This is a genomic window from Variovorax sp. ISS6 (assembly GCF_056523145.1).
In genome coordinates this window covers 1,537,847-1,554,383 of the sequence record NZ_JAWRZC010000001.1, presented here as the reverse complement: position 1 = coordinate 1,554,383, position 16,537 = coordinate 1,537,847, and the positions used below count along the sequence as shown (strand labels likewise).

The window sequence follows — 16,537 nt, the reverse complement described above, 5'->3', positions numbered from 1 at the left end:
GGGATCAGTCTCCTGTGGTGATGTGGCGGCGCCGGAGCGCCTCGATCGCTGCGTCGTCGTAGCCGGCTTCGCGCAGCAGTTCGACGGTGTGCTCGCCCAGGCGCGGCGGCTGCAGGCGGATGCCGGGCCGCTGGCCGTCGAGGGTGAACGGTGCCAGCGGCACCTTGGCCATGTGGCCGTCGTTCATGCGCACCGGCGCGAGGCCGCCGGTGGCGTTGAGGTGCGGGTCGTCGAACAGCGCCTGCGGCTTGGTGATGGGCGCGAACGGCAGCTCGTTGTGCTCGAACACCGCGGCGAGCTCGGCCGCGCTGCGCCCGGCGAGGTGCGAGCGCAGGATCGGCATCATCCATTCGCGCGCCAGCACGCGGTCGTTGTTGGTCTTCAGGCGCGGGTCGGCCGCCAGTTCCTCGAGGCCGAAGGCCTGGCAGAACACGGCCCACTGCTTGTCGCTGACGGCCGCGAGGAAGATCTGCTCGCCGTCCCTGACCGTGAACACGTCGTACACCGCCCAGGCCGAGATGCGGCTGGGCATCGGATCGGCCGGCTTGCCGGTGGCGGCGAACTGCATCATGTGCTGCGCCACCAGGAACACGTTGTTCTCGAACAGCGCCGACTGCACCTCGCAGCCCTTGCCCGTGAGCTCGCGCTGGCGCAGCGCGGCCATCGCGCCGATGGCGCCGAACATGCCGCCCATGATGTCGTTGACGCTGGTGCCCGCGCGCAGCGGATCGCCCGAGCGGCCGGTCATGTAGGCCAGGCCGCCCATCATCTGCACCACTTCGTCGAGCGCGGTGCGGTGGTCGTAGGGACCGGGCAGGAAGCCCTTGTGGCTCACGTAGATCAGGCCCGGGTGCAGGGTCTTGAGCGTGTCGTAGTCGAGGCCCAGCTTCTTCATCGTGCCGGGCTTGAAGTTCTCGCTCACGATGTCGGCCGTGGCGATCAGCCGCAGCGCGGCCTCGATGCCCTCGGGCTGCTTGAGGTCGAGCGCGATGCTCTTCTTGTTGCGGTTGAAGGTCGGGAAGAAGCCCGCGCCCGAGCCGAGCAGGCGGCGCGTGTTGTCGCCCTCGACCGGCTCGACCTTGATGACCTCGGCGCCGAGGTCGGCCAGGATCAGGCCGCAGGTCGGGCCCATCACCATGTGGGTGAACTCGACCACGCGCACGCCGGCGTAGGGCAGCGGATTCGTATCAGCCATGGGCGGTGTTCTCCTGGGCGAAGCCCTTGGGCAGGCCGGCCTCGGGCGTCATGCCGTAGACCGGTTCGCCGGGCAGGCCGGCCATGAGCGGCCCGCGCGCCGCGATGAGCTTCTCGATGTCGATGCCGGTGCGCACGCCCATGGCCTCGAACATGAAGACCAGGTCCTCGGTGACCGCGTTGCCCGAGGCGCCGGGCGCATAGGGGCAGCCGCCGAGGCCGCCGAGCGAGGCGTCGAAGGTGCGCACGCCCTCGTCCCAGGCCGCGAGGCAGTTGGCGATGCCGAGGCCGCGCGTGTTGTGCATGTGGGCCGCGCCGGCGTGGGCGCCGAGTTCGGCGCGCAGGCGCTTGAACAGGCGTCGCACCTGCGCGGGATTGGCATAGCCCACGGTGTCCGACAGGCCCGACTCGTCGGCGCCGGCCTCGATGCACTGGGCCGCGAGGCGGATCACGTCGTCCTCGGGCACCAGGCCCTGCAGGGTGCAGCCGAAGGCGGTGGAGATGCCGGCCTCGAGCTTCACCTGCGGCGCGATCGCGCGCCGCAGCTCGGCGATGGCGCGCACCTCCTCGACCATCTCGGTCGGCGTCTTGCGCACGTTGGCCAGCGAATGCGCCACGCTGGCCGACACCGGCATGGTGAGCTTGTGCACGCCGGCCTCGAGCGCGGCCTGCGCGCCCTTGCGGTTGGGCACCAGCGCCATCACGGTGAGGCCGGGCAAGGTGATCGCATGGCGCACCACCTCGGCCGCGTCGGCCATCTGGGGCAGCAGCTTCGCGGGCACGAAGGAAGCGACCTCGATCTCGCGCACGCCGGCGGCGTGCAGCGCGTCGATCCAGCGCAGTTTGGAGTCCGTCGGCATGGTGGCCGCGACCGATTGGAGGCCGTCGCGCGGACCGACCTCGCTGATGAGCACATCGGGAGTTGTCATCGGAAATTTGACAGTTCTATCTGACAGAACTATATTTTGCAGAACAGAATTAGACGCCGGCCCCGGCATCGCTGTCAAGCCACGCACCCTGCCCATGCCCCGCAAAGCCCAGACCGAATCGATGTCCGACCGCGATGCCGCGCCCGGAGGCGCGGCCGCGGTCGACCGCGCCTTGAGCCTGCTCGGTGCCTTCCGCCCCGGCGACGAGGCGCTGTCGCTCGCGCAGTTCGCCGAGCGCACGCAGCTCTACAAGAGCACGGTGCTGCGCCTTTTGGCCTCGCTCGAGCACGCACGACTGATCCGCCGCCAGGACGACGGCCGCTATGCGCTCGGTTCCGAGATCGCGCGGCTGCACGGGCTCTACGCGGCCGCGCAGTCGCTCGACCGCATCGTGCTGCCGGTGCTGCGCGCGCTGGTCGCGGCCACCGGCGAGAGCGCGGCCTATCACGTGCGGCAGCCGCAGGGCACGGGCTGGGTGCGGCTGTGCCAGTTTCGCGTCGATTCGCCGCAGGTGGTGCGCGACCACGTGCGCGCCGGCGACCTGCTGCCCAACGACCGCGGCGCGGGCGCGCGCGTGCTGATCGCGTGGGGGCCCGAGGCCGAGCTGCCGCGCGCCGCCACCGAGCGCCGGCGCTACGAGGAGATCCGTGCGCAGGGCTTCTGCGCGCTGGTGGGCGACCGCAGCGCCGAGCTCGCGGGCATCTCGGCGCCGGTGTTCCATGGCGACGGCCGACTGGCCGCGGCGGTCACCTTGACCATGCCGGCGCATCGCTACGACGCACGCCACGCCGAGGCGGTGCGCGCGGCGGCGCGCGAACTGACCGGGCTGGTCTGAGCGCCTCGCTCAGCCCTCGGCCTTGAAGCCCGAGTTCTTGATCGGCAGCTCCCACATCTTCAGGTGCGCCGCCTGCGTGGCCGCGAGTTCGGCCGGGCCGGCGTGCGTGGGCACCAGGCCCAGCGCGTAGATGCGCTCCTGCACGTCGGGCGCGCGCAGCGCCTCGGCCACGGCGCGGTCGAGGCGCTGCACCGTCTCGGCCGGCAGGCCGGCCGGGCCGTAGAGGCCGAAGAAGGCATTGGCCGTGACGTCGATGCCGGCCTCCTTGAGCGTGGGCACCTCGGGCAGCGAACGGTTGCGCTGCGCGCCGGTCATCGCGAGGATGCGCACCTTGCCCGCGCGGTGGTGCTCGATGGTCTCCGAGGCGGTGTCGACCATCAGCGGCACCTGGCCGCCGATCAGGTCCTGCGCGGCCGGCGCGCCGCCGCGGTAGGCCACGTGCGTCATCGGCACGCCCGAGGCCTGCGCCAGCAGCTGGCCCGCGAAGTGCGGCACCGTGCCCGCGCCCGAGGTGGCGTAGTTGGCCTTGGTGGGGTTGGCCTTCATCCAGGCCAGCACCGCCTTCAGGTCGCCGGCCGGCGCGCCGGGGCCGGCCGTGACCGCGAAGTCGAAGGTGCCCGCGAGCGCGACCGGCGTGAAGTCCTTGACCGGGTCGTAGCCGAGGTTCGGGTAGAGCCACGGATGGATCACCAGCGCGCCGCTCGGCGAGAACACCAGCGTGTTGCCGTCGGGCGCCGCGCGCTTGACCTCGCCGAGCGCGAGCCGGCCGGCGGCGCCGGGCTTGTTGTCGATGATGACGTTCTGGTTGAGCGTCAAGCGCATCTTGTCGGCCAGCAGGCGCGCGACCACGTCGGCCGAGCCGCCGGGCGGGAAGCCCACCAGGATGCGCAGGGTGCGCTCCTGCGCGAAGGACCGCGGCGCGATGGCGACGGCGGCGGCGAATGCAGCGGCCTGCGCTGCGAACTGACGGCGTTTCATGGGGTCTGTCTCCTCGGGGGTGGATGGTCTGTCGCGTTGTTGTCGTGTCGTCGTCCCTGGATCTCTTCGTTCTTCAGCGCAAGGCGGCCAGCAGCGCGCGGTTCTGCTCGGGCAGGCCGACCGAAACGCGCAGCCATTCGCCCAGGCCGTAGTTGCCCAGCAGCGAGACCTCGATGCCCGCGGCCAGCAGGCGCGCATGCACCGCGGCGCTGTCGCCCACCTTCACCGCCAGGAAGTTGCCCGACGAGGGCAGGTGCGCGAGGCCGAGTTCGTCGAAGCCCGCGGCGAGCTGCGCGCGGCCGGCGGTGTTGAGTTCGTAGCTGCGCGCGAGGAAGTCCGCGTCGCCCAGCGCGGCCGTGGCCGCGGCCAGCGCCGGCGTGGTGACGTTGAAGCGCGGGCGCTGCGCGTTCATGCGCGCGGCCAGCGCGGGCTGCGCCACGCCGTAGCCGATGCGCAGGCCCGCGAGGCCGAAGGCCTTGGAGAAGGTGCGCGCCACGATCAGGTTCGGCAGCCGCCGCACCCAGCCGATGCTGTCGTAGCGCTGCGCGGGCGCGAGGTACTCGGTGTAGGCCTCGTCGAGCAGCACCGTCACGTGCGCCGGCACCGACTGCAGGAAGGCCTCGAGCGGCGCGGCCCCGATGAAGCTGCCGGTGGGGTTGTTGGGGTTGGCGACGAAGACCAGTTGCGTGTCCTCGCCGATCGCCGCGCGCATCGCGTCGAGGTCGTGGCCGAAGTCGCGCGCCGGCACCACGACGGCGCGCGCATGGGCGTGCGCCGTGGCCTGGGCGTAGACCACGAAGCCGTACTGCGAATAGACCACGCTCTCGCCCGGCTTCAGGCTGACCTGCGCGGCCAGCTCGAGGATCTCGCTCGAGCCGCTGCCCAGCACCAGCCATTCGGGCGGCACGTCCAGGCGCGCGGCCAGCGCCTGCTTGAGCGCGCTGCCGTTGCTGTCGGGGTAGGTGCCGGCGCCCGCGAGCGCGTCGGCGGCCGCGCGGCGCGCCGACTCGGGCATGCCGAGCGGGTTTTCGTTGGAGGCCAGGAGGATCTTCGGGGCGGTCATGTCGTCGGTGCGGAAAGGCGGATTTATTTAAGAAGTTAAATTTATCCGGCCGGCCCGGCGCGGCCATCGGGGCCTACCCTTCCCGCGGCCGCGGGCGGGTGAACGCATTGCAGGCCGCGGGTGAACGCAATGACGGTGAGCGGCTGCTATTACATTCATTTTTGTCATCGATTAATCCCGCTTTGAGCTATTACTCTTCACTACGGTATGCAATAAAGTGGAGCTTATGGATCGCGCATGCGCGCGCCCCGAACCCGAATACATCCCCCGCATCGCATTTCGTCCCCGAGGAGAAAACATGACCGCCCGCACCACCGCCCACGGACTCCAGGTCGCGACCGAACTCCACCGCTTCGTCGAGGAGAAGGTGCTGCCCGCCAGCGGCGTGGCCAGCGAGACCTTCTGGAAGGGTTTCGACGCCATCGTCACCGACCTCGCGCCCAGGAACGTGGCGCTGCTCGCCGAACGCGACCGCCTGCAGAGCGAACTCGACGCCTGGCACAAGAAGAACCCCGGCCCGATCGCCGACATGCCGGCCTACCGCGCCTTCCTCGAGAAGATCGGCTACCTGCTGCCGCAGCCCAAGGGCACGAAGGCGACCACCGCCAACGTCGACGCCGAACTGGCGCAGCAGGCCGGCCCGCAGCTGGTGGTGCCGATCCTCAACGCACGCTATGCGCTCAACGCCGCCAACGCGCGCTGGGGCTCGCTGTACGACGCGCTGTACGGCACCGATGCCATTCCCGAGACCGGCGGCGCCGAGAAGGGCAAGGGCTACAACCCCGTGCGCGGCGCCAAGGTCATCGAGTTCGCGCGCAACGTGCTCGACCAGGCCGCGCCGCTGGTCAACGGCTCGCACAAGAACGCCACCGGCTACAGCGTGAAGGACGGCCAGCTGGTCGTCGCGCTGCAGAGCAGCAGCACCGCGCTGGCCGATCCCGCGCAGTTCATCGGCTACCAGGGCGATGCCTCGGCCCCGTCGTCGGTGCTGCTCAAGCACAACGGCATCCACCTCGACATCCGCATCGACCGCTCCACGCCGATCGGCAAGAGCGACGCCGCCGGCGTCAGCGACCTGGTGCTCGAGGCCGCGCTGTCGACCATCCTCGACCTCGAGGACTCGGTGGCCGTGGTCGATGCCGCCGACAAGGTGGTCGCCTACTCGAACTGGCTCGGCATCGTGCAGGGCACGCTGACGGAAGAAGTCGCCAAGGGCGGCAAGACCTTCACGCGCGGCCTCAACCCCGACCGCGAATACACCGGTGCCAACGGCCAGCCGATCAAGCTGCACGGCCGCTCGCTGATGTTCCTGCGCAACGTGGGCCACCTGATGACCAACCCGGCCGTGCTGTACGACGGCGGCAAGGAAATCCCCGAAGGCATCCTCGATGCCGTGGTGACCACCACCATCGCGATGATCGACCTCAAGCGCAAGGGCAACTCGCGCACCGGCAGCATCTACATCGTCAAGCCCAAGATGCACGGCCCGGCCGAAGTGGCCTTCGCGAGCGAGCTGTTCGGCCGCGTCGAGCAGCTGCTGGGCCTGCCGGCCAACACCGTGAAGCTCGGCATCATGGACGAGGAGCGCCGCACCAGCGTGAACCTCAAGGCCTGCATCGCCGAGGCCGCCGCGCGCGTGGCCTTCATCAACACCGGCTTCCTCGACCGCACCGGCGACGAGATGCACACCGCCATGCAGGGCGGCCCGATGATCCGCAAGGGCGACATGAAGGCCAGCGCCTGGATCGGCGCCTACGAGAAGAACAACGTGCTGGTCGGCCTGTCGTGCGGCCTGCGCGGCAAGGCGCAGATCGGCAAGGGCATGTGGGCCATGCCCGACCTGATGGCCGCCATGCTCGAGCAGAAGATCGGCCACCCGAAGGCCGGCGCCAACACCGCCTGGGTGCCCTCGCCCACCGCCGCCACGCTGCATGCGCTGCACTACCACCAGGTCAGCGTGACCGCGGTGCAGCAGGAGCTCGAGAAGATCGACGCCGATGCCGAGCGCGACAACATCCTGAACGCGCTGCTGCAGGTGCCGATCGCCGCCGAAGCCAGGTGGACCGAGGCCGAGAAGCAGCAGGAGATCGACAACAACGTGCAGGGCATCCTCGGCTACGTGGTGCGCTGGATCGACCAGGGCGTGGGCTGCTCGAAGGTGCCCGACATCCACGACGTGGGCCTGATGGAAGACCGCGCCACGCTGCGCATCTCGAGCCAGCACATCGCCAACTGGCTGCTGCACGGCGTGGTCACCAAGGCGCAGGTCGACGAGACCTTCCAGCGCATGGCCAAGGTGGTCGACGGGCAGAACGCCGGCGATCCGCTGTACCAGCCGATGGCCGGCCACTTCGACACCTCGGCCGCCTACAAGGCCGCGCAGGACCTGGTGTTCAAGGGCATCGAGCAGCCCAGCGGCTACACCGAGCCGCTGCTGCACGCCTGGCGCCTGAAGGTCAAGGGCGAAGCCTGATCGCCGAGCGAACGACTCGCGAACCGCGGCGCCTTCGGGCGCCGTTTTTCATGGCTGGTTAGGATGCGTGCCGCTCTCCGTTTCCTGCTGTCCCATGACGTTCTCCCCGGCCCGCGCACGCTCGGCCACCTCGATGCTGATCGTGCTGGCCTCGGCCTTCGCGCTGAGCCAGGCCTTCCGCACCGTCGGCGCGATGATGGCCACGCCGCTCTCGCAGCACTTCGGCCTCACGGCGCAGGCGCTCGGCCTGTGGGCCGGCACCTTCCACTTCATGTTCGGCGCCACGCAGCTCGCGATGGGCGTGGCTATCGACATGTACGGCGTGCGCCGCACGGTGCTCACGGCCTTTCCGCTCGCGATCGCGGGCGCGGTGCTGTGCGCGCTGGCGCCGAGCTTCCACGGGCTGCTGCTCGGCCAGGCGATGATCGGCGTCGGCTGCGCGCCGGCCTTCCTGGCCTGCACCGTGTTCATCGCGCGCCACTTCGAGGCCGCGCGCTTCACCGCCATGTCGGGCTTGGTCATGAGCCTCGCGGGCCTGGGCATCCTGTTCACCGGCACGCCGCTGGCGCTCTTGATCGAGGCCGCGAGCTGGCGCGCGGGCTATGCCTGCCTCGCGGGCTTCGCGGTGCTGTCGTGGGGCTTCGTGTTCTGGCGCGTGCACGAGCCGCCGCATGCGCAGGCCACGCAGCGCCAGACGCTGGGCCAGGCGGTGCGCGAACTGCTGCCGCTGTTCGCGATGCCGCACACGCTGGGCCTGCTGTGCTTCGCCTGCGTTTCGTACGCGGCCTTCATCACCCTGCGCGGCCTGTGGCTCGGCCCGGTGCTGCACGACCGCCACGGGCTCTCGCTCGTGAGCAGCGGCAACGTCGCGCTGGTGATGACCGTCGCGGGGATGATCAGCCCGGCCCTGTTCGGCCGCCTCGATCCCGGCGGCGCGCGGCGCGGGCGCTGGCTCATGGGCTGCGCCTCGGCGGCCGCGATCATGTTCGGCGTGATGGCGTTCACGCAGTCGCTCGCGGTCGACATCGGCCTGCCGATCCTCTATGGCCTGCTCTCGGGCTACTCGGTGCTGCAGTACTCGTACACGCGCGCCGCCTATCCGGCCGCGATGACCGGGCGCGCGCTGTCGCTGCTCAACATGGCGATGTTCCTCGGCGTCTCGCTGATGCAGTGGACCACCGGCGTGGCCGCCTCGTGGGCGGCCACGAACGGCGTCGAGCCATTCCGCGCGGTGTTCCTCACCATCGCGCTGATGCTGGCCGCGGGCACCACGGCCTTCCTGCTGCTGCCGCGCGCGCACGAACGCACGGGCGCGATCGCCGCCGGCCGCTGAGGCTCAGCCGAGCCGCGAACGCACTTCCACGCGGCCGAGCCGGCGCATGTCTTGCGCGTACACGTGCGGCCGGCCGTACATCGCCCGCGCATCGGCGCTGCCGAAGGCCGGCGCCTCGCAGCCCTTGCGCGTGACGAAGCAGCGGCGCAGCACGTCGTAGTGCCGCGGCTCGGCCTCGCCGCGGCGCGCCTCGGGCACGCGCGCGAGCCGCACCTCCCACCAGGCGCCATCGACGCGGTGCCACTGCGTGACGGCATCGATGACGTGATAGGCCGCATAGGGCCGCACCGTCTCGTGGCCGCCGTAGCGCTCGGCCCATTCCGCCTTGCGCTGCCGCTTCGCGCGCTGCAGGTGGCGGTTGGGCAGCAGGATGCCCGTGGCGGGATGCACGAACAGCTCCACCGACGCCGACTCGCGCAGCGGCACCAGCGACCGTTGCCACACGCGGCCCGGCACCCACACCTCGCCCGCGCGCAGCTCGGCCTGGCGTTCGACGAACTGGTCGATGTGCACGAAGATGTGGGCCTGCACCGTGTTGCGCCGGTCGATGCCTTCGCAGAGCTCGCTCCACACCTTGTCCCAGGGCCGATGCACCTGCTTGTGCAGCCAGCGCTTGAGCGGCTGCAGGTTCTCGCTGAGCCACTTGGGGTGCTGGTAGCCGCGCCGCATGCCCAGGTGCGAGCCGCGCTCGCGGCTGTTGCGCCACGGGCGGCCGTCGCCCTGCACGCGCCAGCCGCCGCGCGGGCGTTCGACGATCACCTTGTCCATGTCTTCGCGCATGGTCAGTCCTCCTTCAGTCCGCGCGCCGCCTTCTGCAGCGCGACCTTCTGCGCGCGCCGCTCGGCGCGATGCGTGCGCAGGTGGCGGCCCGCGCCCTGGCTGGATGCGCGGCGTGCCATCGCGGCCACGACGGGATTGCGCGGGGCTTCGCCCGGCACCGAGAAATAGAACCGGCCCAGACGCTTCTCGTCGTCGCGGGCCTTTCGCTGAGCACTCATGTGCACACACTCCGGATCAAAAACAAAAAGGCCCCGGCGAATGTTTGCGCGCGGGGCCCTTGTCGATACGGCCGCGGCGGGATGCGTGGATGCACATCCGGCCGGGGCGGTCGGTGTGCGGTCAGGAGTTCAGAGGACGGTTCATTGAAGTGGTGGTGCGCCCGGGAGGTCGATCGTCGCCGTGCGCGCGTGAAAGAAAAAACTGTCGCTGAAAAATGAAGGCCGGATTCTGGCGAGGCCGCGCACGGCGCGCAAGACCGTTGTGCAACGCTGTGGCGTGAAGGCGACGTGTCCGATTCACCGTCATCGAAGAAAAAAACCGCCGCGCGAATCCAGCCGCGCATGCGCCCCGTATTGGTCTCAAGCGCATCGCGCCTCCGCGCTGTTGGCGGTTCCACAGACACACGGCGATGCGCGCATGGCGCATCCCTCAAGGAGACCTTCATGAAGAAACTCGTCATCGCACTCGGCGTCTCGGTCCTGCTCGGCGCTTGCGCGGGCGGCGGCATGGGCATGGGCGGCAGCAGCAACATGAACACGCCCATGGTCGGCGGCGCGCCGATGTATCCGACGAAGGACATCGTCGACAACGCCGTGAATTCGAAGGACCACACGACGCTGGTCGCCGCGGTGAAGGCCGCGGGCCTGGTCGACACGCTCAAGAGCCCCGGCCCGTTCACCGTGTTCGCGCCCACCAACGCGGCCTTCGCCGCGCTGCCGCCCGGCACGGTCGACACGCTGCTCAAGCCCGAGAACAAGGGCACGCTGACGACGGTGCTGACCTACCACGTGGTGCCCGGCCGCATGGACAGCGCCGCGCTGATGAACGCGATCAAGGCCGGCGGCGGCAAGGCCGTGCTGAAGACCGCGAGCGGCAGCACGCTGACCGCGATGATGAGCGGCAGCAACGTGCTCGTGACCGATGCGAAGGGCGGCACCGCGATGGTGACGATCGCCGACGTCTACCAGTCGAACGGCGTGATCCACGTCGTGAACAAGGTGCTGCTGCCGGGCTGATCGCCCGCCGGCGCGGCGTGCTCAGGCGCGCTGCGCTGCTTCGGCCTCTTCGGCTTCCTCGCGCAGCCACTGCGCGAACTCGAGCGCATCGCGGTTGCCCGCGGCGCGCCGCGAGGTCTCGACGAAGTAGCCGCGCTGCGAGGCCGCGCCCTCGCCCAGCGGCGCCACCAGCCGGCCCTCGCGCATCAGCTCGCGCAGCAGCGGCAGGCGCCCGATCACCACGCCCTGCCCCGCCACCGCCGCGCCCACCGCGTCGGCGTACTGCGTGAAGCGCAGCGTGCTCTTCATGCGCAGGTCGTGCAGGCCCATCACCTTGAGCCAGGGCTCCCAGTCGATGGTGGGCGCCTCGCTGTGGTCGGGGTACTCGACCGTGAGCAGGGTCAGGTTCGCGAGATCGGCCGGCTTGCGCAGCGACTTGGCGAGCGCGGGCGAGCACAGCGGCACCACGCTCTCCTCGAACAGCGCCGGCCCCTTGCCGCGCGAGACCGGCATCAGCCGCACCGCCACGTCGACGCGGCTGCGCTCGAGGTCGAGCACCTCGAGCGTGGCCGACACGCGCACGTCGACCTGCGGATGGCTGCCGGTGAAGCGCGCGAGGCGCGGGATCAGCCACAGCGAGGCGAAGCCCGGCGTGGTGGTGATCGCGACCTGGCGCGGCGCCGAGCCGGCGCGCACGCGCGCGGTGGCGTCGCGCAGCCGCTCCATGCTGTCGGTGACCGCGCGCTGCATCACGCCGCCGGCCTCGGTGAGCACCAGCGCGCGGTGGCGGCGCTCGAACAGCAGCACGCCCAGGCTGGCCTCGAGCTGCTGGATCTGCCGGCTCACGGCCGACTGCGTGAGGTGCAGCTCGGTCGCGGCCAGCGTGAAGCTCAGCCGGCGCGCGGCGGCCTCGAAGCTGCGCAGGAGTTCCAGCGGCGGCAGATCGACCGCGCTCTGGGGCAGGGCCGCCGAGGCCGGCTTTGCATTCTCGATACGCATGCAATGAGTTCCAAAAGACCGTTTGTAAAGGACCGGGCGCTCAATATATTCATTCGCATGACGAATGCAATGGAGCTTGCCATGAGCACCCCCTTCCCTTCCTGCTTCCAGCTCAGCCTGCCGGCGCGCGCGGTCTTCGCCGTGGCCGATGGCGCCGGCGTGGGCATCGAGTGCCGCAGCGGCTCGGTCTGGGTCACCCTGGACCGCGATCCGCGCGACATCGTGCTCGAGCCCGGCGAGCGCTTCGAGGGCACCGAGCACCGCCGCATGCTGGTGTCGGCGCTCGAGCCCGCGCGCATCACGGTGTCGGATGCGCAGCCTGCAGCGATCCCGCTGCCGGTGCCCGCGCGCCGGCGGTCGCCTTGGCGACTGCTGCCCCACGGGTTGTCCCCGGCTTGACCCTGGCTCCCCGGCATCGAACCATCGATGCCAGGGAACCGGAGCACGCCATCCAGAGCCGCCCCGTCGACGGGCGGCTTTTTCTTTGGGGGCCGTGCACGGTCATCCATTCCCCCGAACATCCGAGCCGACGAACACGTGGAGAGATTCCGATGACGCAACCATCACAGGACCCGGGCGCGCAACCCTTCGTGCTCTACGCGCTCGACGAGGGCATCGCCACGCTCACGCTCAACCTGCCGGCCAAGCTCAACCCGCTGGCGCTCGAGCTGCAGCAGGAACTGCGCGCCCACCTCGAGCGCATCCGCGACGACCGCGCCGTGCGCGCCCTGATACTCACGGGCGCGGGCAAGGCCTTCTGCGTGGGCGCCGACCTCAGCGCGATGCGGCCGCCGCAGGACGGCAAGACGCTCGGCGACCAGACCGCCGAATGGATGCAGTCGCTGAGCAACCCGCTGATCGAGACGCTGCAGTCGATGCCGATTCCGGTCGTGGCCGCCGTCAACGGCGCGGCCGCCGGTGCCGGCGTGGGCCTCGCGCTCGCGGCCGACATCACGCTCGCCGCGCGCAGCGCCTACTTCTACCTGCCTTTCCTGCCCAAGCTCGGCATCGTGCCCGACCTGGGCTGCACCTGGGCCATTCCGCACCGCGCGGGCCGGGCGCGCGCGATGGGCATGGCGCTGCTCGACGAGCGGCTCGGCGCCGGGCGCGCGGTGCAGTGGGGCCTGATCTGGGGCTGCGTGGACGACGAGAACCTGATGGCGGAAGCGCGCGAGACCGCGCAGCGCCTCGCGCGCCTGCCCGCGCACGCGGTGACCGAGGCACGCGCGGCCTTCGCCGCGGCCGAGCGCCACACGCTGCCCGAGCAGCTGCACTACGAGAGCGAGCGGCAGCGCGAGCTGATCGGGCGGCCGACTTTCCGCGAAGGCGTGAGCGCGTTCCTGCAGAAGCGCGCGCCCGAGTTTCCCGGCCGCTAGACTGCGCGGGCGCCCGTCTCCGGGCGCGACTCAGCGGAGGATCGCGCCGATGAAACCCGAAGACGCCGTGCAACGGCAACTGCTCGCCTACAACGCCAGGGACCTCGACGCCTTCGTCGCCGAATACGCCGAGGACGTGCGCACCTTCCGCCCGCCCGCGCCCGAGCCCGTGCTGGTCGGCCGCGAGGCGCTGCGGACCTACTACCGCGATCACCGCTTCGTGCTGCCCGAGCTGCACGCCGAGGTGGTGCAGCGCATGGTGGTCGGCAACAAGGTGATCGACCACGAACGCATCACGGGCCTGGCGGCGACTGCCGTCGAGATCGTGGCGGTCTACGAGGTGATCGGCGGGCGCATCCGCAACGTCTGGTTCCATCCGGCCGAATCCGCGGCGTGACGGGCCCCGGGCCCGTTTGAGCGCGGCCGCGCACTGGGCCAGAATGGCCTTCCCCGCGCGAAGGAGCCCCCGCATGCCCACGAATCCCACCAACGCCTTCTACGCCCAGTCGGGCGGCGTCACCTCGGTCATCAATGCCTCGGCCTGCGGCGTGATCGAGACGGCGCGCCGGCATCCCGAACGCATCGGCCGGGTCTATGCCGGGCGCAACGGCATCATCGGCGCGCTGACCGAGGACCTGATCGACACCGGCGCCGAGCCGGCCGAGGCCATCGCCGCGCTGCGCAGCACGCCCGCGGGCGCCTTCGGCTCCTGCCGCTACAAGCTCAAGTCGCTCGAGAAGAACCGGCGCGAGTACGAGCGGCTGATCGAGGTCTTCAAGGCGCACGGCATCGGCTACTTCTTCTACAACGGCGGCGGCGATTCGGCCGACACCTGCTTCAAGGTGAGCCAGCTCTCGCAGTCGATGGGCTATGCGCTGCAGGCCATCCACGTGCCCAAGACCATCGACAACGACCTGCCGCTGACCGACTGCTGCCCGGGCTTCGGCTCGGTCGCGAAGTACGTGGCCGTGTCCACGCTCGAGGCCTCCTTCGACGTGCGCTCGATGGCCGCCACCTCGACCAAGGTGTTCGTGCTCGAGGTCATGGGCCGGCACGCGGGCTGGATCGCGGCGGCCGGCGGCCTCGTGGCCGGCCAGGGCATTCCGGTGGTGGTGCTGTTCCCCGAGATCGAATTCGACAAGGAGCGCTTCCTCGCGCGCGTCGATGCGCTGGTGAAGCAGCACGGCTACTGCTCGGTGGTGGTGTCCGAGGGCTGCCACCATCCCGACGGCAGCTTCCTCGCCGAGCAGGGCACGCGCGATGCCTTCGGCCATGCGCAGCTCGGCGGCGCGGCGCCCGTGGTGGCGCAGATGGTGAAGGACGCGCTGGGCCACAAGTTCCACTGGGCCGTGGCCGACTACCTGCAGCGCGCGGCGCGCCACATCGCCTCGGCCACCGACGTGCGCCAGGCCTACGAGCTCGGGCAGCGCGCGGTCGAGCTCGCGCTGGAAGGCCACAACGCGGTGATGCCGACGATCGAGCGCACCAGCGATGTGCCCTATGCCTACGCCATCGGCAGCGCGCCGCTGGCCTCGGTGGCCAATGTCGAGAAGCCGATGCCGCGCGACTTCATCTCCGACGACGGCTACGGCATCACCGAGAAATGCAGGCGCTACCTGCTGCCGCTGATCGAGGGCGAGGACTACCCGGCCTACCGCGGCGGCCTGCCGGTCTACGCCACGCTCGGCAACGTGGCGGTGCCGAAGAAGCTGCCGCCGTTCGAACTCGCGTGATGGCGAACATGGTGCAGGCGCTCGACGCCACGCGCTGCCCGCTGTGCGGCGAGGCGAACCGCTGCGCGATGGAGATCGAGCGCGAGACCGGCCAGCCGCAGCCGCCGTGCTGGTGCATGGCGGTGGATTTCTCGCGGGCGCCGCTCGAGCGCCTGCCCGAGGCGCTGCGCGGCCAGGCCTGCCTCTGCGCGCGCTGCGCGGCGGGCGCTCAGGGCGACTGAACCGCGGGCTGGGCCTCGACCTCGGCCGCCTGCTCCTGTCCCTGTCCCTGTCCCTGCTCCTGCGCTTGCGCCACGGCCTCGGCCGCCGCCTCCACGTCCTGCGCCGTCACCAGCGAGGGCCCGCCATCGCCGCGCAGCTCGGTCACCACGCAGTGGATGAACTGCAGCTTGCCGACGGCGGTGCGCGGCAGCACGAAGGGATAGAAGTCGGGCTGGCCCATGCTGCGCGACAGCTCGTTGAGCACGTTGGTCAGCCGCACCCAGCTGTTGATGAAGTCGAGGAATTTCGCGGCCTCGGGATGCTCGGGCCGCCACAGGTCCTCGGGCGTGAAGAGGTCGCTCGTGAGCTCGACGTTGGTGGCATCGACGCCGAAGCTCATTGCGGTGTCGGCCGAGTCGGCCATGTGCAGGTAGTGGGCCCAGGTCTCGGCCCAGTCCTCCCACGGATGCATGCTGGCGTAGCTGCTCACGAGGCGCTGTGCCCAGTCGGGCGGCGGACCCTGGTCGTAGTGCCGCTGCAGCGCGGCGCCGTAGTCGGCGCGCTCGTCGCCGAACAGCGTGCGGAAGTCCTCGAGCCAGGCCGAGGGCAGCACCAGCAGGTCCCAGTAGTAGTGGCCGATCTCGTGGCGGAAGTGGCCCACCAGCGTGCGGTAGGGCTCGCGCATCTCGGTGCGGATGCGCTCGCGCACCGCGTCCTCGGCCTCCTCGGCATTGAGGGTGATGATGCCGGTGTCGTGCCCGGTCATCACGTGCGGGCCGCCCGGCACGTTGCTCAGGAAGTCGAAGGCCAGGCCGTGCACCGGGTCGGCATGGCGGCTCACCACGGGCAGCCGCAGCGCGAGCAGCTGCGAGATCAGGCGCCGCTTGGCCTGCTCGAGCTTGCGCCAGAGTTCGTCGTTGCCGGCCACCGAGAGATCGGGAATGGTGCGCGTGACGCTGCAGGCCAGGCAGTAGCCGGGCGCGAGACCGTGCGTGTCGGGCGCGAGCGTCTGGCCGGGACGTGCCACCGGCACCATCCAGTTGCAGGCCGCGGGCGTCATCAGGTTGGCGCAGCGCCGGTAGGTCGGGCCCTGCGGGTCGCCGAAGATGGTGAAGCTGTCGGGCTCGGCGACGGCGTTGCCGTTCGCGTCCTCGGCCGCGGCGGGCGCGAGCGGCACCACGCCGAGGCTGTCCTCCACGTAGCCCAGCGGCGTGTGGCAGGCCAGGCATTCGCTGTTGCGCAGGAACACGGGCCGCCCGCACTGGCAGCGGTAGGCGCGCGTGACGGTGGGCGCGGCGAGCTCGGCGGCCAGGGTGGTCGCGCCCTCGGCGGGCTCGGATGGGATGTCGTCGTTCGTCGCGGGCGGAGAGAGGTCCATGGTCGTCTTTGCGTTGTATCGGCGGCGGGTCGGATGCGGGACAGCCCGGGC

General features: G+C 70.7%; 17 protein-coding genes. 9 read left to right on the top strand and 8 right to left on the bottom strand.

The window, feature by feature from the left end; translation table 11 throughout:
- Positions 1-4 precede the first annotated feature (4 nt).
- Together AC1HIL_RS07225 and AC1HIL_RS07220 are read right to left on the bottom strand one after the other, a co-directional pair.
- Positions 5-1,195 (bottom strand): CaiB/BaiF CoA transferase family protein, encoded by a 1,191-nt coding sequence (locus AC1HIL_RS07225; protein ID WP_413761637.1) that lies wholly within the window; start codon positions 1,193-1,195, stop codon positions 5-7.
- Complete coding sequence (locus AC1HIL_RS07220) at positions 1,188-2,123, bottom strand: hydroxymethylglutaryl-CoA lyase (protein ID WP_479671477.1); 936 nt, start codon at positions 2,121-2,123, stop codon at positions 1,188-1,190. The genes AC1HIL_RS07225 and AC1HIL_RS07220 overlap by 8 nt, the downstream gene beginning before the upstream one ends.
- A 94-nt stretch (positions 2,124-2,217) precedes the next feature.
- Between AC1HIL_RS07220 and AC1HIL_RS07215 the strand changes: the two genes are divergently transcribed.
- The gene (locus tag AC1HIL_RS07215; protein ID WP_422099774.1) at positions 2,218-2,958 is read left to right on the top strand and encodes an IclR family transcriptional regulator; all 741 of its coding nucleotides are present in this window, start codon (positions 2,218-2,220) and stop codon (positions 2,956-2,958) included.
- 9 nt (positions 2,959-2,967) lie between these two features.
- Here the strand turns inward: AC1HIL_RS07215 and AC1HIL_RS07210 are convergent, their stop codons facing one another.
- On the bottom strand, positions 2,968-3,936 hold the full coding sequence (locus AC1HIL_RS07210) for a Bug family tripartite tricarboxylate transporter substrate binding protein (protein WP_479671476.1): 969 nt from the start codon (positions 3,934-3,936) through the stop codon (positions 2,968-2,970).
- Positions 3,937-4,009: 73 nt separating this feature from the next.
- Positions 4,010-4,999 (bottom strand): histidinol-phosphate transaminase, encoded by a 990-nt coding sequence (gene hisC / locus AC1HIL_RS07205; protein ID WP_479671475.1) that lies wholly within the window; start codon positions 4,997-4,999, stop codon positions 4,010-4,012.
- Positions 5,000-5,297: 298 nt separating this feature from the next.
- Here hisC and AC1HIL_RS07200 point away from each other — a divergent pair, with 298 nt between their 5' ends.
- Together AC1HIL_RS07200 and AC1HIL_RS07195 are read left to right on the top strand one after the other, a co-directional pair.
- Positions 5,298-7,472 (top strand): malate synthase G, encoded by a 2,175-nt coding sequence (locus AC1HIL_RS07200; RefSeq protein WP_479671474.1) that lies wholly within the window; start codon positions 5,298-5,300, stop codon positions 7,470-7,472.
- 94 nt (positions 7,473-7,566) lie between these two features.
- Positions 7,567-8,805 (top strand): MFS transporter, encoded by a 1,239-nt coding sequence (locus AC1HIL_RS07195; protein ID WP_479671473.1) that lies wholly within the window; start codon positions 7,567-7,569, stop codon positions 8,803-8,805.
- A 3-nt stretch (positions 8,806-8,808) separates the two neighbouring features.
- Here AC1HIL_RS07195 and AC1HIL_RS07190 read toward each other — a convergent pair whose 3' ends face one another.
- Together AC1HIL_RS07190 and AC1HIL_RS07185 are read right to left on the bottom strand one after the other, a co-directional pair.
- A complete protein-coding gene (locus AC1HIL_RS07190) occupies positions 8,809-9,585 on the bottom strand; it encodes a hypothetical protein (protein WP_422099771.1) in 777 nt (258 codons plus the stop codon).
- A gap of 2 nt (positions 9,586-9,587) precedes the next feature.
- Positions 9,588-9,803 (bottom strand): hypothetical protein, encoded by a 216-nt coding sequence (locus AC1HIL_RS07185; protein ID WP_093350583.1) that lies wholly within the window; start codon positions 9,801-9,803, stop codon positions 9,588-9,590.
- Between the two features lie 507 nt (positions 9,804-10,310).
- Here AC1HIL_RS07185 and AC1HIL_RS07180 point away from each other — a divergent pair.
- Positions 10,311-10,820, top strand: a complete 510-nt coding sequence (locus AC1HIL_RS07180) for a fasciclin domain-containing protein (RefSeq protein WP_479672473.1) — start codon at positions 10,311-10,313, stop codon at positions 10,818-10,820.
- Between the two features lie 21 nt (positions 10,821-10,841).
- Here the strand turns inward: AC1HIL_RS07180 and AC1HIL_RS07175 are convergent, their stop codons facing one another.
- The gene (locus AC1HIL_RS07175) at positions 10,842-11,798 is read right to left on the bottom strand and encodes a LysR substrate-binding domain-containing protein (protein WP_057595546.1); all 957 of its coding nucleotides are present in this window, start codon (positions 11,796-11,798) and stop codon (positions 10,842-10,844) included.
- An 81-nt stretch (positions 11,799-11,879) separates the two neighbouring features.
- Between AC1HIL_RS07175 and AC1HIL_RS07170 the strand changes: the two genes are divergently transcribed.
- The 5 genes from AC1HIL_RS07170 (at position 11,880) to AC1HIL_RS07150 (ending at position 15,128) form a co-directional block, all read left to right on the top strand.
- Entirely contained in the window at positions 11,880-12,197 is a 318-nt protein-coding gene (locus AC1HIL_RS07170; protein WP_057595592.1) for a DUF2917 domain-containing protein, read from the top strand.
- A gap of 152 nt (positions 12,198-12,349) precedes the next feature.
- Entirely contained in the window at positions 12,350-13,174 is an 825-nt protein-coding gene (locus AC1HIL_RS07165) for an enoyl-CoA hydratase-related protein (protein WP_479671472.1), read from the top strand.
- Between the two features lie 49 nt (positions 13,175-13,223).
- Positions 13,224-13,571, top strand: coding sequence for a nuclear transport factor 2 family protein (locus tag AC1HIL_RS07160; RefSeq protein ID WP_479671471.1), 348 nt, complete (start codon positions 13,224-13,226; stop codon positions 13,569-13,571).
- 73 nt (positions 13,572-13,644) lie between these two features.
- Positions 13,645-14,907, top strand: a complete 1,263-nt coding sequence (locus tag AC1HIL_RS07155; protein ID WP_479671470.1) for a 6-phosphofructokinase — start codon at positions 13,645-13,647, stop codon at positions 14,905-14,907.
- The gene (locus AC1HIL_RS07150) at positions 14,907-15,128 is read left to right on the top strand and encodes a cysteine-rich CWC family protein (RefSeq protein WP_261209453.1); all 222 of its coding nucleotides are present in this window, start codon (positions 14,907-14,909) and stop codon (positions 15,126-15,128) included. Before AC1HIL_RS07155 ends, AC1HIL_RS07150 begins: the two co-directional genes overlap by 1 nt.
- On the opposite strand, the gene AC1HIL_RS07145 is transcribed toward AC1HIL_RS07150, so the two are convergent.
- Positions 15,116-16,486, bottom strand: coding sequence for a zinc-binding metallopeptidase family protein (locus AC1HIL_RS07145; protein ID WP_479671469.1), 1,371 nt, complete (start codon positions 16,484-16,486; stop codon positions 15,116-15,118). The two genes, AC1HIL_RS07150 and AC1HIL_RS07145, sit on opposite strands and share 13 nt — an antisense overlap.
- Positions 16,487-16,537 lie beyond the last annotated feature (51 nt).

Bases quoted from the DNA above. Each gene is read 5' to 3' on its own strand.
- AC1HIL_RS07225 (WP_413761637.1), bottom strand. From the start codon at position 1,195: ATGGCTGATACGAATCCGCTGCCCTACGCCGGCGTGCGCGTGGTCGAG.
- AC1HIL_RS07220 (WP_479671477.1), bottom strand. From the start codon at position 2,123: ATGACAACTCCCGATGTGCTCATCAGCGAGGTCGGTCCGCGCGACGGC.
- AC1HIL_RS07215 (WP_422099774.1), top strand. From the start codon at position 2,218: ATGCCCCGCAAAGCCCAGACCGAATCGATGTCCGACCGCGATGCCGCG.
- AC1HIL_RS07210 (WP_479671476.1), bottom strand. From the start codon at position 3,936: ATGAAACGCCGTCAGTTCGCAGCGCAGGCCGCTGCATTCGCCGCCGCC.
- hisC (WP_479671475.1), bottom strand. From the start codon at position 4,999: ATGACCGCCCCGAAGATCCTCCTGGCCTCCAACGAAAACCCGCTCGGC.
- AC1HIL_RS07200 (WP_479671474.1), top strand. From the start codon at position 5,298: ATGACCGCCCGCACCACCGCCCACGGACTCCAGGTCGCGACCGAACTC.
- AC1HIL_RS07195 (WP_479671473.1), top strand. From the start codon at position 7,567: ATGACGTTCTCCCCGGCCCGCGCACGCTCGGCCACCTCGATGCTGATC.
- AC1HIL_RS07190 (WP_422099771.1), bottom strand. From the start codon at position 9,585: ATGCGCGAAGACATGGACAAGGTGATCGTCGAACGCCCGCGCGGCGGC.
- AC1HIL_RS07185 (WP_093350583.1), bottom strand. From the start codon at position 9,803: ATGAGTGCTCAGCGAAAGGCCCGCGACGACGAGAAGCGTCTGGGCCGG.
- AC1HIL_RS07180 (WP_479672473.1), top strand. From the start codon at position 10,311: ATGGGCATGGGCGGCAGCAGCAACATGAACACGCCCATGGTCGGCGGC.
- AC1HIL_RS07175 (WP_057595546.1), bottom strand. From the start codon at position 11,798: ATGCGTATCGAGAATGCAAAGCCGGCCTCGGCGGCCCTGCCCCAGAGC.
- AC1HIL_RS07170 (WP_057595592.1), top strand. From the start codon at position 11,880: ATGAGCACCCCCTTCCCTTCCTGCTTCCAGCTCAGCCTGCCGGCGCGC.
- AC1HIL_RS07165 (WP_479671472.1), top strand. From the start codon at position 12,350: ATGACGCAACCATCACAGGACCCGGGCGCGCAACCCTTCGTGCTCTAC.
- AC1HIL_RS07160 (WP_479671471.1), top strand. From the start codon at position 13,224: ATGAAACCCGAAGACGCCGTGCAACGGCAACTGCTCGCCTACAACGCC.
- AC1HIL_RS07155 (WP_479671470.1), top strand. From the start codon at position 13,645: ATGCCCACGAATCCCACCAACGCCTTCTACGCCCAGTCGGGCGGCGTC.
- AC1HIL_RS07150 (WP_261209453.1), top strand. From the start codon at position 14,907: ATGGCGAACATGGTGCAGGCGCTCGACGCCACGCGCTGCCCGCTGTGC.
- AC1HIL_RS07145 (WP_479671469.1), bottom strand. From the start codon at position 16,486: ATGGACCTCTCTCCGCCCGCGACGAACGACGACATCCCATCCGAGCCC.